The following is a 14,641-nucleotide window of genomic DNA, read 5'->3' on the forward strand; positions in this document are numbered from 1 at the left end:
AGTCCGGCGAATGAGCCCTATCACCTTCGACAATAGCTATGCACGCCTCCCCGAGCAGTTTTACGCCCGTCAGGCGCCGGTACCCGTCACCGCGCCGGGCCCCATTAGAGTCAATCGTCACCTGGCAGAACAACTTGGAATCGACGCTAACTGGCTGAGTTCCGAGGCCGGCACACAGGTCGTTGCAGGGAATGCCGTTCCCCCGGGGTCTGAGCCGCTCGCTAGCGTCTATGCCGGACACCAGTTTGGTGGCTACAACCCGCAGCTGGGAGATGGTCGTGCTATTTTGCTGGGTGAGGTGTTGTCTCACGAGGGCCGCCGCTTTGATCTACAGCTGAAAGGCTCCGGCCCCACACCCTACTCCCGCGGTGGCGACGGTCGGTCTCCAATCGGCCCCGTGCTGCGCGAATATATCGTGAGTGAAGCCATGCACCAGCTCGGCGTACCCACCACCCGGGCGCTGGCTGCGGTGACGACAGGAGATTGGGTGCAGCGCGACGGCTCCCTTCCTGGAGCCGTCCTCGCGAGGGTGGCCAGTAGCCATATCCGCATTGGTTCGTTCCAATATTTTGCGGCACAACGCGATATCGAGTCACTGCAGCTGTTATCCCATCACGTCATCGACCGCCACTATCCTGATGCCAAAAACAGTGACAACCCGGTACTGGCGATGCTCGAAGCGATAATCTCCCGGCAGGCACAGCTGATGGCCCACTGGCAATTACTGGGCTTCATTCACGGCGTGATGAATACCGACAATATGCTGGTTTGCGGCGAAACCATTGACTATGGCCCCTGTGCATTCATGGACCAATTCAATCCCGACCAGGTGTTCAGCTCCATCGACCATGCCGGACGTTACGCCTATCGTCAGCAACCGGCCATCGCCCATTGGAATCTGTCTGTTCTGGCCCAAGCACTACTGCCGATTCTGGATAACGAGCAGGAGCGCGCTGTTGCTCTGGCTCAAAAGGCCATCAACACCTTTCCAGACCAGTTTCTGCAAGCCAACACGCAGGGCATGGCGCGTAAGCTGGGCTTACAAGCCATTAAAGAGCAGGACACGGGGCTGGTGGAAGACCTTTGGCAACTGATGGCAGAACACACTCTAGACTTTACCCTGACGTTCCGGCGACTAGCAGATCTGGCTGACAAGAACACAGAAGCCAAGAGCAGTGTGGCCGAACTGTTTGAATTTCCGGACAGTGTGCAGCCATGGTTGGAGCGCTGGCACACCCGGCTGGCACAGGAATCCACATCCAGCACGGAGCGACAGGCATTGATGTACCGCAACAATCCTGTCTTCATCCCACGCAATCACCTGGTGGAAGCCGCAATCGTCTCGGCCACTGACAGGGGTGACCTAAGTACGTTTGACCAATTGGTGGATACACTCGAAAAGCCGTATCAGTACCGCAAAGCGCTGGCGCTTTTTGCAACACCTCCAAAGCCAGATCAGGTGGTGAGACAAACTTTTTGCGGCACATAAGGTTTTTTCTATGCCGGAGTGGACGATACTGGCAACGCCAAGGTCGTTTATGACCCACTAAACCCGTATAATCGATTCACTGTTAATCCGCTGACCCATCGGCGCGTGAGCCCGCTATCTTGAACATGGAATTTTTTGGTAAAACACTGTCCGGTCCGTTCACCATTCCCTCGGGCATCGTTACAACCGCAACACCCATCATTCAGTATATTTTTGATCATTTACCCGAGGTGGGTGTGGTCACGACTAAAAGCATCGGACTGGAACCGCGCGAGGGCAATCGAGAACCGGTGTATAGCCAATATGCGCCGGGTTGCTTCGTTAATGCGGTGGGGCTGACCAATCCAGGAGCACACCAATCGCTGGCGTTACTGGCGGCCCTCAACATCCCCAAGGACCGCTTCCTACTGACCTCAATTTTTGGCGGCAGCATCGAAGAGTTCGTCACCGTGGCCAAGATCCTAGCGCCAGTATCGGACGGTCTGGAGCTAAACCTGTCTTGCCCCCATGCCAAGGGCTACGGCATGGCCATGGGTCAGGATCCCGATCTGGTGCGACAAATCACCGCTGCTGTTAAAGCGGTGGTTGATATTCCGGTCATCCCTAAACTCACCCCTAATACACCTGATATTGCGAAGATTGCCGAGGCTGCTATCGCCGGCGGCGCCGATGGCTTGTGCGCCATTAACACTGCTGGGCCGGGGTACACCTCGTCACACGGATACCCTGTATTGACCAACGGTGCCGGCGGCATGTCAGGCAAAGGGGTATTGCCCATTGGCCTGCAATGCGTGCGAGATATCGCCGCGGTAACAGATTGCCCGATAATAGGCTGTGGCGGCGTCAGCAGTGCCGCTGATGTACGTGCTTACTTCGACGCCGGCGCTTCTGTCATCGGAGTAGGCTCGTCACTTACAGGGCTTACTACAGACGAAGTTAGCGCTTACTTTAAGGCGCTCAGCAAGGATCTTGATACGGATAATAATCGCGCCGAATCACATATTCGCTACGACATCGATATGAACTTCCGCCCCGTCATTCTGGTGGAAAACAAACGGATTTGTGAGGATATCTGCATCCTCACGTTCGATCGCAAGATCAATATTCAGGCGGGAGAATTTGTCTTTTTGTGGATACCTGGGGTGGGCGAAAAGCCGTTTTCGGCTCTCACCGACGACCCTTTCACACTGGCCGTTATTGATGTGGGGGAGTTCACTCACGTTTTGATGGACCTGCCGCCCGGCACCGAGGCCTACGTGCGTGGCCCACACGGTATTCCCGCAGCGCCCCCAGAGGACGCAAGAATTATGGCGGTGGCCGGCGGCACTGGCCTAGCCGCCGTGTACCAGCTCGCGCGAGATTTCGGTAATGCCGAAGTGTTCACTGGAGCGCGCAGCGCTGAGCGGCTTTACTACTTGGACGAGTGTCGTCAGGTTGCCGAGGTACACGTTGCCACGGATGACGGCAGCGCGGGATATCACGGCGTGGTAACCGAGTTATTGCGGGAGCGCCTGCAGGAGATGTCGCCACAGGAGCTTAAACAACTGATCTTTTATAACTGTGGCCCACAACCAATGGTGCACGCGGCTATTGCGGTACAACGTGAGTTCTGCGGGCAAGAGCAGATCTTCAGTGCCATCGACTACCTCACCAAGTGCGGCGTGGGTATTTGCGGTGCCTGTGCGACACCTGACGGACGCCGGCTGTGTGTGGATGGCCCATTCCTGGAAGCCTTATGACCCTCTCTGCTACGGCTCAATCGACCCAACAACAAAGGCCTGCTCATCATGTCCGCCGGTAAGGGAATCTATAACGCACCTTGGGAAAAGTCCTTTGATCGGATACTGACGCCACTGGAAGAATTCATCCACCGCCAGACTACCAGCGGTGTGCTATTGATGATTTGCGCGGTGGTCGCGCTGGTAATCGCCAACGGGCCGTTGCATACCCGGTACGAGCATTTATTGCATACCGAGATCGGCCTTAGCATGGGTAACTTTGCCTTTTCATTATCGATTCATCACTGGATCAACGAACTACTGATGGCTGCGTTTTTCTTCATCATGGGCCTGGAATTGAAACGTGAGCTTCTGGTGGGAGAGCTGTCATCACCCAAGCAGGCGCTCTTGCCCATCATGGCCGCTATCGGCGGCATGGTCATTCCCGCTCTGTTTTACGTCGCCGTCACCGCAAACACCTCGGGCATCAGTGGCTGGGGTATTCCCATGGCGACCGATATCGCTTTTGCCATCGGGGCCCTGAGTTTACTTGGAGCACGCATTCCCAAAAATCTGATCACCTTTCTCATCGCATTGGCGATCGTCGATGACCTGGGTGCAGTCGCGGTGATCGCGGTGTTCTATACAGAGAGCATAGACCTGTTTGCCCTTGCCTGCGCGGGAGGCTTCACGGTCCTCCTGATTGCGCTAAACATGGGTGGAATCCGCCGACCGCTGCCTTACGCTGCTATCGGCGCTCTGCTGTGGATCGCAATGCTCGCCAGTGGCATACACGCTACGATCGCCGGGATCGTGGTGGCCTTTGTCATACCCATCCGCCCCAAGTTCGAACCGGAGCACTTTATCAATCGCGTAAAGGACACGACAGTCCAAATGAAAAAGGCCATCACAGACAATGCTGACATCATTCACAACACTCGCTTTCGTGCCCTAGTAGCCTCTCTGGATGATGGCGTACGACTGGTGCAAGCCCCTGCACAGCGTCTGGAGCATAGCCTACACCTGCCAGTTGCCTATCTTGTAATACCGATCTTTGCGCTCGCCAACGCAGGCATTCCAGTGGATTTTGACAGTTTTGGACAGTACGTTCAGCATCCCATCGCACTGGGCGTTTTAGCTGGATTGCTGCTGGGCAAGCCACTGGGCATTGCCGGTTTTACCTGGATTACGGTGAAAATGGGCTGGGCAGAATTACCCGATGGCATGAATATGAAACATGTTTTAGGCGTAGGCTTGCTGGGCGGTATCGGCTTTACTATGTCGATTTTCATTGCAGATCTGGGCTTTACTAACTCACCCGAAGATTTGCTTATGGCCAAAACCGGCATTCTGTTGGCTTCTGCCCTGGCCGGCTTCGGCGGATTTTTCTGGCTGATGTTGCAGACTCGGCAGAGTGCCGTTAATGGCCCCGATGAAAAACGTACCCAATAGCGAGTTTTGTTGTTTGGTAGGGCCTGGCGGACTCGAACCGCCGACCCCCTGCATGTCATGCAGGTGCTCTAACCAACTGAGCTAAGGCCCTATTTTCTCCCTATAGACACCCTTGACGGCGGTCATTACCGTGTCAAGGTAGCGCTCCAACCAACCGAACTATCGTCCTATGAAGGACGCGCATTATAAGGGTCAAACCGTATTAGCTCAACCGTCTAATAGGGCGATAATTTTTCGCTGAAGATTTTGTGCTGAAGAAAGTCTGCAAAGTGTTCGATGATCGCTTTTACCACTTCTAATGGCACGAGCGGACAGTTGATCGGATGTATAGGTGGCGTAAAGTGCTGCACTATGTTTACCAACCACAATAAGAATATTAAAGGGAAAGGGGCAGTGTCGCTTTCCAAAACTACTGGCAGAGGACCAGAACGATGAATATTGAGTTGACCGCCCAGCAGAAAGGTCTCCAGCAGGAGGTCCGCGAGTACATGAAGACCGTCATGACGCCGGAGCTTCTTGAGGAAATCAAAATCCCTGAGTTCAAGGAAGGTGGCGGCCCGGAGTTTCGCAAGCAATACGCGCGCATGGGCGCTGATGGCTGGATCGGTCTGAGCTGGTCCAAGGAGCTGGGCGGAAAGGAACTGTCACACATTGAGCAGTACATATTTACCGATGAAGTCGTGCGCTCGGGTTTCGCTTACCCGTTTCTGACTACCGAATCTACAACGCCGGTCATTGCCGCCAACGCCAATGCCGAAGTGCGCGAAGAAGTGGTCGGCGGGGTAAAGCAAGGCAAGGTGGTTATTGCCATCGGTTACTCCGAGCCCAACGCGGGCACTGACCTTGCTAGTCTCACGACCAAAGCAGTGCGCGACGGCGATGACTGGATCATCAACGGCCAGAAAATGTGGACAAGCCTGGCAAATTACGCCGACTACGTGTGGCTCGCCGCGCGCACTGACCCGGACGCGACCAAGAAACACAAGGGGCTCACCATGTTTCTGGTACCCACGAATATCGAGGGGTTTTCGCTGACGCCAGTTCACACCTTGGGTGTGCGTACCAACGCGACGTACTACAGCGACGTCAGACTCCCGGATAAATACCGCGTCGGTGAAGTTAATGCGGGCTGGAAACTGATTACTGGCCAACTCAATATCGAGCGCCTGTCCTTGTTTACCCATGGGCAGGTGGATTCACTTTACCAAGGTGTCTGCGAATGGGCGGCACAGACCGCTGTACCCAAAGGAGGCAAACTGATTGAGCAACCTTGGGTTCAGCATAATCTGGCGACGGTGAAAAGCGGTCTGGAAGTGGTCAAACTGATTTGCTGGAAGCAGGTCTGGGCAATGGACCAGGGCCCTCTCAATATGGCTGATGCCTCGGTGGCTAAGGTCTACAGCAGTGAGTTTTTTGTGGAGTTGTATCGGTTGTTATTGGAGGTCATGGGACAGGCAGGCACCATTGCCGCCGACTCTCCCGGAGCCGTGCTCAGGGGGAAGATCGAGTTTCGATGGCGGGTGGGTGCCGTTCTCACTTTCGGTGGCGGCGCCAACGAAGTGCAAAGAGATATTATCGCAATGGCAGGGCTGTGGATGCCCCGCACACGCTAGGAGGACGAGACCGTGAATTTCACTATTTCTGAAGAACAACAAAGCGCTCAGCAACTTGCCCAGCAGATCCTGAGCGATTTTACTGACGTTGATAAGCTCAAGGTCATTGAGCAACAGCAGGAGAACTTCGACACTGGACTCTGGCAGGCGCTGGCAAAGGCTGGTTTGTTGGGGCTGGATATCGCAGAAGATCAGGGCGGCACTGGGCTGGGTTTTTACAGCCTGACCACGCTGTGCGAGGAGGTGGGTCGCACTGTAGCGCCCGTCCCGATCATTCCAGTACTCGTATCCGCCGCCGGCACCTTGCGGCGGTTCGCAAGCGATACCCAGAAAGACCAATGGCTTCCGGGCATCGCTAGCGGCGCAACTCTAATCAGTGCCGCACTGGAGGAATACAATAACGACGATCCCACGATACCCTCTTGCTCCGCGCAAAAAATGGAAGGCGGCTACTCCATCAGCGGCACCAAGATTTGCGTTAGCCAAGCACCGTCAGCCGCTCGTATTCTGTTGTCTGCCCAGACGGACGCCGGAATTGTGGTGGCCCTGGTAGATCCGCGTGCCGCTGGCGTCACCCTGAACGCGCAAATAGTCACCACCGGTGAGACCCGCCATGAGCTGGTCATGGCCAAGGTGCAGGTGCCCACAGAGGACATCGTCGCAATCGGCAGTGAGGCTCTGGCGGCGATGGATTGGGCACACCTAGCGACTCGGACTGCACTGGCCGCTATGGCGGTAGGTTTGTGTGACAAAATGATGCGTATAACCGGCCAGTACACCTCCGAACGCGAGCAGTTCGGTCGCCCAATCGCGACGTTCCAAGCCGTCAGCCATCGGGTGGCAGACTGCTACATTGATGTCGAGTGTCTGCGCCTAGTGACGCAGCAGGCGGCATCGCTGATCAACGAAGGTCACCCCGCTAGAGATGCAGTGCAGATAGCGAAAATCTGGTGCGGGAATGTGACGCACCGCGTCAGCCAAGCATCACAGCATTGTCACGGGGGTACCGGCGTAGATCGTGATTACCCATTATTTCGCTACTGCCAGTGGGCACGCCAGATAGAACTAACCTCTGGTAGTAGCGCCCAACTCACCGGCGAGCTAGGCCAAACTATTTGCGCTGAGTACCTATCCAAAGCCGGTTAAAGGGCCCTTGTAAAGCTGACGCTCAGGCGTAGCCATTATCGCGGAACCACTTAACCGAATCAGCCACCGCGGTTTCAATGGGTGTCTGAGGCAGACCCAACTCCTGCACCGCCTTGGCCGGATCGACATAGCCATGTTGCAGGACATAACGGGTATTCTTGTAGGTCGTTATCGGCGCACGGCCGCTAATTTTTGACCACATCTCAGCAAATTTCGCCACGCGTAACATCACATTACCGGACACCTCAGTTTGCGCAACATTAGACACGCCCGCAATCTTCCCTATCATCGTTAGAAGTTCTTTATTAGGCATATTCCCGTCCTTATTGGCCAGGATATAGGACTCACCAATACGTCCCTTCTCCATAGCCAGAACATGACCGGCAGCCACATCACGGACATCCACGGCACAAACTCCGCCGTCCCAATAGTTTTTCATTTTTCCTTCCAGCGTGCGCAAGATCATAGTGCCGGTGGGCGTCGGCATGCGATCTCCGGGACCAAACGGCATGCCCGGCATCACCATGGTGACGGGGAGTCCATCACTGACCATACCCTTTACCATCTGGTGGCTAATAAATTTAGACAAAATATACTCACTGGCCCAAGGCCAGCTGTTAAAGGCCGTTTCCTCTGTCGCAAATCCACCATTACCGACAATGCCGATCGCTGCAACGCTGCTGGTGAAGACAATTTTTTCAACACCAGCGGCCTTCGCCGCTTCCATCATAGTACGCGCGCCGTCCACATTGATTTTAAAGTGTAGGTCCGGATCCTTGGTCCAGATCGCAAACAGCGCCGCAAGATGATAGAGCTGCTGCACGCCCTGCACGGCTCGGACCAGCGACTCAGGATCCAGCAGGTTACCTTCTACGAATTCCACATCCATACCTTGCAGCGGAGACCGGTCTTCGCCTGGCATGACCATAACCCGCACATCATCACCTCTTTCAAGGCACAGCCGGGTTACGTGGTTGCCAATGAAGCCTGTAGCGCCAGTAATGAGCACTTTGCTCATAGTCATCTCTCCTTTCAATGGATTGGGTTGCGCATATCTTACCAGTCCACCGAGCGGCAGGTATGGCGGAATCGGTCAATCTAATGGCATTAGTGGACTATCGGGCATCAGAAACCACTTTACAATTGTGTCAGGCCACCTGACAGTTACTGATATTGAACACTCACTGTAAAAGGAAATCTCAATGTCTATTCTGCGAACGTGTCTATTGGTAATAAGCCTTGCACTGACAGGGCTCATTCAAACAGCTTACGCCGTGACTGAAACCGACACCCTGAACGCGGTGCTAGCGTCACGCAGTGATGAGGACAAAGTTCGCGATGATGCGCGCCAACCGCTGGAAACTCTGACCTTTTTCCAGATTAAGCCAGGCATGACGATTGCCGAGGCACTACCTGGCGGCGGCTGGTATACCCGCATACTGGCAAACTACCTGGGGCAAGACGGCACTTTGTATGGCGTGAACTATCCTGACAGTCTATGGCCCATGCTCAGCTACGCCTCCCCCGAGTGGATCGCAGAACGCATTGCCGCTACCCAAAACTTCACAGCCAAGGTCGCAACTTTCACTGACAACGGTATCACAGCACAGGGCTTCACTTTCGATACTGTCCCCCCTGAGGTGGAGGGCACGGTGGATCGGGTGCTGCTGATCCGCGCCCTACACAATCTCAATCGCTTTCAACAAAAAGCAGGCACCCGCTCACAAGCGCTTGCCGCGACCCACGCTATGTTAAAACAAGACGGCCTGGTCGGCGTCGTGCAGCACCGTGCACCGGCAACCGCCAGTAAAGAGTGGGCTGACGGCAACAAGGGCTACCTCAATGAGGTGGCAGTCATTGCCATGTTTGCAGAAGCGGGCTTTGCGCTGGTCGCGCAGAGCGAGATCAATGCCAACCCAATGGACCAACCTTCTGGCGAGGATAACGTCTGGCAATTGCCCCCCTCGTTGCGCGGCAATAGTGACGACGAGCAGCGCGACGCAATGGTTGCCATTGGCGAGTCTGATCGCATGACGCTACTGTTTCGCAAAGCACCCTAGAACTGACTATTGATTATTTTATAATATCAATACCTATCATATCGTTATTTCTTGAGCGCTTGCTGCTGCTTATACTGAAAATACGCTATGCTTCCATTGCTAAATAAGGAAGTCTCATGAGTGGCATCAAACAGCTTTTAAACGATATTGAGAACGCACCCAACGGTTCGCACGTAGTCGCCATTTTCGATTTCGATGGCACTCTTATCGCTGGTTATTCAGCCACAGCCTTTATCCGCGAACAACTCAAACGCGGCGATCTGTCCGTGCGTCAGTTTGTCGAATTGATGCGGGCCATGACCAATTTTGGACTCGGTAATATGAGATTTTCGGGCATGATGGCCATCAACGCCCAGTTCATGCGTGGCATTGAGGAAGAGACCTATCACGAGGTGGGAAAGCAACTGTATACCAAACAGATCGCCCGCCTAATCTACCCTGAATCGCGTGCACTTGTAGAAGCACATCGGGCCAAAGGGCACACTGTCGCCATCATATCTTCCGCTACACCTTATCAAGTAGTAAACGCCGCTGCAGACTTGGGCATTGATCACGTGCTGTGCACACACCTGGAAGTTGAAAACGGCACGTTCACCGGCGGCGTTGTCAGCCCTACCTGTTTTGGGCAAGGCAAGGTCGACGCCGCAGAATCGCTAGCGACGGAGCTTCGCGCTGACCTAAACAAAAGTTTTTTCTACTCAGATAGTACGGATGATCTGTTATTGCTCGAGAGAGTGGGGCACCCACGAGCGCTGAACCCCAGCGACAGACTGGAGCGAATCGCACGCGGGCGGCAATGGCCCGTTACAAAATTTGGCAGCCGCGGGCGCCCTACTTTGACCCAATTTATTCGCTCCATAGCGGCCACCACATCGCTAGTGACCAGCTTTGTAGCGGGCCTGCCGGTCTATGCCCTGACAGGCTCCAAACGCGAATCACAAAACTTTTCCTTCTCCCTATTTGCCGATACAGCCAGCGCCCTTGTCGGCATGGATTTAGACGTAACAGGAGAAGAGCACCTGTGGTCCCACCGCCCCGCCGTTTTTGTTTTCAACCACCAGAGTAAGGCAGATGTCATTATCATCGCCAAATTATTGCGTCGCGATATCGCCGGAGTAGGCAAAAAAGAAATTAAAAAAGACACACCGGTTCTGGGTAAGGTACTAGAGCTAGGCGGATTAGTTTTTATAGACCGCGCCGACGGCCAGAGTGCGATCAACGCGATGAAACCGCTAATAGATGTGATACGCAACGAAGGGAAATCAGTGGTAATGGCGCCGGAGGGCACCCGCACCGTTTCTCCGGCCATGGCACCTTTCAAAAAAGGTGCTTTCCACCTGGCAATGCAAGCGGGGGTTCCCATTATACCTATCGTTATTTACAACTCGGGGGATGTTGCGCCCAAAGGTGACTTCGTCCTCCGCTCTGCGACCGTCAAGGTAGAAGCATTGCCGCCGGTTGATACCGGTCAATGGTCACTGGAGACAATGGATGAACATGTACGTGAAGTGCGCAATATGTTCGCTCGAGCATTAGGGCAGCCAGAACAAACACTGCGCAAAACACTCACCACCAAGACCAAACCAAAAGTGAAACCCAAAGCAAAGCCAAAGGCGGAGGCCGTACGCAAACGGATAGTGAAAAAACAATAAATACATCACAGAAGCAGGCTGGATGGATGAATACAACAAGGAAATACCAGCAGGGTAGTCCGTGGCCGAGCGGGAATCATCCGCAAGTGCTATTCATACTCGATACCTGTAACAGTTTTGAGCAGGATCTCCTGAAAGGATGGATAGAACATCACAGGGAGTCCGGGGGAACAGCAGCGCAAACAGTCTGCGTCGATCTGAGCGACGATCATCGCAGCATAGACAGTGTGCTGTTGGTTAATGCACTGACACTGCCGATCGACACCGTGGTCGCTCCTCTGCGGATCGCATGGTTGCCGTCGCAGGAATCCATTCATTCAGGACCCCGACTGCGCGACCTAATATTCGGTGATCCCCGGCACCCCAACCCCCGGCGCGGCCGCAAGATTCTTAAAACGGCGCCGCAAAGAATGCATCTTCTGAGCGGGAAGCCCGACTCGGTGGCTAATTTGCGCGCGCGCTTTGAGCTGCATCACAAAATAGATAACCGCGATAGTCAGCGAGACTTTGCTGACTTCGTCGCGCGTCAGGCCTCGGTAGTGCTGGACCTCGCTGAACGTCGACTGCAAGGTGGTCGCTACAAAGTGCCGCGCTATGTCGCAGCTAACCTGATGGCCAGTACCAGTTACAACGAGGCACTGGACACTCTCTCTGCAGAATCGGGCATCGCCAAGGCACAGCTAGTGAAAGATGCCAAAGGCTACCTGGATGAAATGGTGTCTAGGCCCAGTATGTTCTGGCTAGACGTATACGCTAGGTTCAACAAGTTTTGCCTCGGCCTAGGGTACGAAGCGGAGATTGTCTGCGATCAAGAAGTCGTAGAAAAACTACGCCAAATCGTACGTGAATATCCTTCGATGCTGCTTTGGACACACAAGACCTATCTCGATGGCATGGTTCTACCCAAGCTGCTTTACGACAACGATTTTCCTATGCCCCATATGTTTGGTGGCGCTAACCTGAATTTCCCAGGACTCGGATTTTTACTGCACCGGTCGGGTACCATTTTTATTCGACGCAGCTTTCAGGATAACGAGTTATACAAAATGACGCTGCGCCACTACGTAGGCTATCTCATGGGAAAACGTTTTCCCATGAATTGGGCTTTCGAAGGCACGCGATCCCGTCTAGGGAAATTAATGCCGCCGCGCTATGGGCTGCTTAAATATGTGCTGGAGGCCTGCGACGCGACTGATGCCAGGGACATTCACATCATCCCGATTTCCATCAGCTACGACCTGATCAGAGATGTCGAGGAGTACGCCACCGAACAGACAAGCCACGGCAAAGGCGCCGAATCTCTGCGCTGGCTTATCGGTTATCTTCGCAGCCTGACTCGACCGATGGGCAAGATCTATGTGGATATCGGTGAGCCCGTCGTACTGAATAAGGCGCCAGACCCCGATGACCGCCTCGCGCTGTCTAAGATCGCCTTCGAAGTCGCCGTGGAAGCCAACCATGTCACCGCCATTACGTTTCCCTCGCTGGCGACAATGAGCTTGCTCGGTGCAGCACCTAAGGCACTCACTGAGAAGGAGGTGGTGGCCGATCTAAATGCGCTGCTGCGCTGGGCAAACGCCAGAGACATACGTGTGTCAAAAGATTTTAACTTGACCTTCGCAGACCACATCTCGAGCTTGTTGGGCATCATGCTGAATGAGGGCATCGTCACACTCTATGACGAGGGCCCCGAAGTGGTGTACGGCATCGGCCTGAATCAACACACAGTGGCAAGCTATTATCGCAACACGGTCATCCACTTTTTTGTCAACAAAGCTATTATCGAACTAGCCCTTTTAAAAGCCAGTGAAAACGAAGGGCCTGACGCATTGAATGTTTTTTGGGCAGAGGTAGACCAGTTACGTGACTTGTTCAAATTTGAATTCTTTTACGCCCCTACCGAGATATTTCATCAACAGATACGCGAAGAGCTGAGTCGCTATGACGAGGACTGGCAAACGCTGCTCAGCCAGGGCACATTTGCGTTCGGCCAATTACTCAACCGTATGACACCGCTGGTCTCTCATGTCACGCTGCTCATTTTCACAGAGGCCTACTCCATTGTCGCCGCTCTAGCCGCACGTATGGCTTACTCAGAAACGCTAGTGGAGCAGGCGTGTGTGGCTGATGCGCTGAAACTGGGTCGACAGGCTTACCTGCAACGTCGGATCAACAGTGAGGCATCAATTGGTAAACTGCTGTTCAACAATGGCTTCAAAATGTTACAAAACCGGGGGCTAACGGACGCCGGAGAACCGACGCTCGCAAAAAGACGACTTAAGCAGTCACACCAGTTACGCGATCTATTGCGCCGGCTAGACCTGATTCGCGCGATCGGCGTGGCCAGTCGCGGTAGTTAACAGGCATCAATCAACGAGCATTTATTTGCAGGAGAGCAGACAATGGCAAATCTTAATGTCACGGTTTTAGGTGGCGGGTCCTGGGGTACAACAGTGGCATCACTGGTCGCTCGCAATGCACCCATCACTTTGTGGGCACGCAATCCGACTACGGTGGCAGAGATCAACACGCATCATACCAACGAAGTGTTTCTGCCTGGCGCGATACTACCAGAGAAGCTTTTCGCTACCACCGATTTGTGTAAAGCGGTGCGGGGTGCCGATGTCATCGTGATGGGCATACCCTCACAAAATTTTCGCCAAGTGTTACTTGAAGTCAAAAAAAATATACGAGCCTGGGTGCCCGTAATCAGCCTAACCAAAGGGTTAGAGCTAGACACTCGTATGCGCATGACAGAAATCATTACCGAGGTACTGCCGGGACACCCGGTGGGCGTTCTTACAGGGCCAAACCTGGCACAGGAAATTATAGCCGGGCAAGCCGCTGCCAGTGTGATCGCAATGGAAGACGAGATTATTGTGCAAGAGCTGCAAACCGTGTTTAAAAGTGGTTTGTTCCGAACTTACACTAACACCGATGTGATCGGCTGCGAACTTGGTGGCGTCCTGAAAAACATTATCGCCATTGCCGTAGGCATGGGTGATGGTCAGGGTGCGGGTGACAATACCCGCGCCGGCCTGATCACCCGAGGGCTGGCCGAAGTGACCCGGCTTGGCGTAGCGATGGGCGGCCGGGCAGAGACCTTTGCCGGACTGGCTGGCATGGGCGACATGATCGCCACCTGCACGAGTCCCCAGAGCCGCAATCGCCACGTGGGCATTCAGCTGGGCATGGGGCGAAACATGGAGGAGATTGTCAGCGAAATGGTAATGGTAGCTGAAGGCGTGAAGAGTGCGCCGGCCGTGCTCGCACTGGCCGAACAATACAAAGTGGACACACCCATTTTCCGCGATGTCTACCGCGTACTTTCGGGAGATACTTCGGCCACTCGCACCTTCCGCGGCCTTCTGCGAGTAGAGGCTGGAGCTGAGTCAGAACCCGGTTAACGCAACATCAAAAAGCCAATACAAAGTGGAGATTTTCCCTCATCTAAGGCATAATTTTGCACGTGCAGAGTGAGTCGAAAACACACGCTCTCTGCTTTAGCGGG

10 protein-coding genes and 1 tRNA gene are annotated in these 14,641 nt (G+C 54.2%); 9 read left to right on the plus strand and 2 right to left on the minus strand.

What is annotated here, in order from left to right; genetic code table 11:
• Positions 1 to 10: 10 nt before the first annotated feature.
• The 3 genes from ABXT62_RS15660 (at position 11) to nhaA (ending at position 4,659) form a co-directional block, all read left to right on the plus strand.
• Complete coding sequence (locus tag ABXT62_RS15660) at positions 11 to 1,489, plus strand: protein adenylyltransferase SelO (protein ID WP_415356241.1); 1,479 nt, start codon at positions 11 to 13, stop codon at positions 1,487 to 1,489.
• 119 nt (positions 1,490 to 1,608) lie between these two features.
• On the plus strand, positions 1,609 to 3,228 hold the full coding sequence (locus tag ABXT62_RS15665) for a tRNA-dihydrouridine synthase (RefSeq protein WP_415356242.1): 1,620 nt from the start codon (positions 1,609 to 1,611) through the stop codon (positions 3,226 to 3,228).
• Positions 3,229 to 3,276: 48 nt separating this feature from the next.
• Positions 3,277 to 4,659: a Na+/H+ antiporter NhaA gene (nhaA, locus tag ABXT62_RS15670; RefSeq protein WP_415356243.1), complete on the plus strand. Its 1,383-nt coding sequence runs from the start codon at positions 3,277 to 3,279 to the stop codon at positions 4,657 to 4,659.
• Between the two features lie 14 nt (positions 4,660 to 4,673).
• Here the strand turns inward: nhaA and ABXT62_RS15675 are convergent.
• A tRNA-Val gene (locus ABXT62_RS15675) sits at positions 4,674 to 4,750 on the minus strand.
• A 340-nt stretch (positions 4,751 to 5,090) separates the two neighbouring features.
• On the opposite strand from ABXT62_RS15675, the gene ABXT62_RS15680 reads away from it, so the two are divergent.
• A complete protein-coding gene (locus ABXT62_RS15680; RefSeq protein ID WP_415356244.1) occupies positions 5,091 to 6,272 on the plus strand; it encodes an acyl-CoA dehydrogenase family protein in 1,182 nt (393 codons plus the stop codon).
• 12 nt (positions 6,273 to 6,284) lie between these two features.
• The gene (locus ABXT62_RS15685) at positions 6,285 to 7,418 is read left to right on the plus strand and encodes an acyl-CoA dehydrogenase family protein (protein WP_415356245.1); all 1,134 of its coding nucleotides are present in this window, start codon (positions 6,285 to 6,287) and stop codon (positions 7,416 to 7,418) included.
• A 22-nt stretch (positions 7,419 to 7,440) separates the two neighbouring features.
• Here ABXT62_RS15685 and ABXT62_RS15690 read toward each other — a convergent pair whose 3' ends face one another.
• Entirely contained in the window at positions 7,441 to 8,436 is a 996-nt protein-coding gene (locus tag ABXT62_RS15690; RefSeq protein WP_415356247.1) for an SDR family oxidoreductase, read from the minus strand.
• Between the two features lie 184 nt (positions 8,437 to 8,620).
• Between ABXT62_RS15690 and ABXT62_RS15695 the strand changes: the two genes are divergently transcribed.
• The 4 genes from ABXT62_RS15695 (at position 8,621) to ABXT62_RS15710 (ending at position 14,537) form a co-directional block, all read left to right on the plus strand.
• Positions 8,621 to 9,478 (plus strand): class I SAM-dependent methyltransferase, encoded by an 858-nt coding sequence (locus ABXT62_RS15695; protein ID WP_415356248.1) that lies wholly within the window; start codon positions 8,621 to 8,623, stop codon positions 9,476 to 9,478.
• A gap of 116 nt (positions 9,479 to 9,594) precedes the next feature.
• The gene (locus ABXT62_RS15700) at positions 9,595 to 11,130 is read left to right on the plus strand and encodes an HAD-IB family hydrolase (protein WP_415356249.1); all 1,536 of its coding nucleotides are present in this window, start codon (positions 9,595 to 9,597) and stop codon (positions 11,128 to 11,130) included.
• Between the two features lie 26 nt (positions 11,131 to 11,156).
• On the plus strand, positions 11,157 to 13,490 hold the full coding sequence (locus tag ABXT62_RS15705) for a glycerol-3-phosphate 1-O-acyltransferase (RefSeq protein WP_415356251.1): 2,334 nt from the start codon (positions 11,157 to 11,159) through the stop codon (positions 13,488 to 13,490).
• A gap of 42 nt (positions 13,491 to 13,532) precedes the next feature.
• Positions 13,533 to 14,537 carry an NAD(P)H-dependent glycerol-3-phosphate dehydrogenase gene (locus ABXT62_RS15710; RefSeq protein WP_415356252.1) on the plus strand — a complete coding sequence of 335 codons (1,005 nt, stop codon included), beginning with the start codon at positions 13,533 to 13,535 and terminating at the stop codon, positions 14,535 to 14,537.
• Positions 14,538 to 14,641 lie beyond the last annotated feature (104 nt).

This window comes from Halioglobus sp. Uisw_031 (genome assembly GCF_047729875.1).
GTDB lineage: Bacteria > Pseudomonadota > Gammaproteobacteria > Pseudomonadales > Halieaceae > Marimicrobium.

Bases quoted from the DNA above. Each gene is read 5' to 3' on its own strand.
- ABXT62_RS15660 (WP_415356241.1), top strand. From the start codon at position 11: ATGAGCCCTATCACCTTCGACAATAGCTATGCACGCCTCCCCGAGCAG.
- nhaA (WP_415356243.1), top strand. From the start codon at position 3,277: ATGTCCGCCGGTAAGGGAATCTATAACGCACCTTGGGAAAAGTCCTTT.
- ABXT62_RS15680 (WP_415356244.1), top strand. From the start codon at position 5,091: ATGAATATTGAGTTGACCGCCCAGCAGAAAGGTCTCCAGCAGGAGGTC.
- ABXT62_RS15690 (WP_415356247.1), bottom strand. From the start codon at position 8,436: ATGAGCAAAGTGCTCATTACTGGCGCTACAGGCTTCATTGGCAACCAC.
- ABXT62_RS15695 (WP_415356248.1), top strand. From the start codon at position 8,621: ATGTCTATTCTGCGAACGTGTCTATTGGTAATAAGCCTTGCACTGACA.
- ABXT62_RS15700 (WP_415356249.1), top strand. From the start codon at position 9,595: ATGAGTGGCATCAAACAGCTTTTAAACGATATTGAGAACGCACCCAAC.
- ABXT62_RS15705 (WP_415356251.1), top strand. From the start codon at position 11,157: ATGAATACAACAAGGAAATACCAGCAGGGTAGTCCGTGGCCGAGCGGG.
- ABXT62_RS15710 (WP_415356252.1), top strand. From the start codon at position 13,533: ATGGCAAATCTTAATGTCACGGTTTTAGGTGGCGGGTCCTGGGGTACA.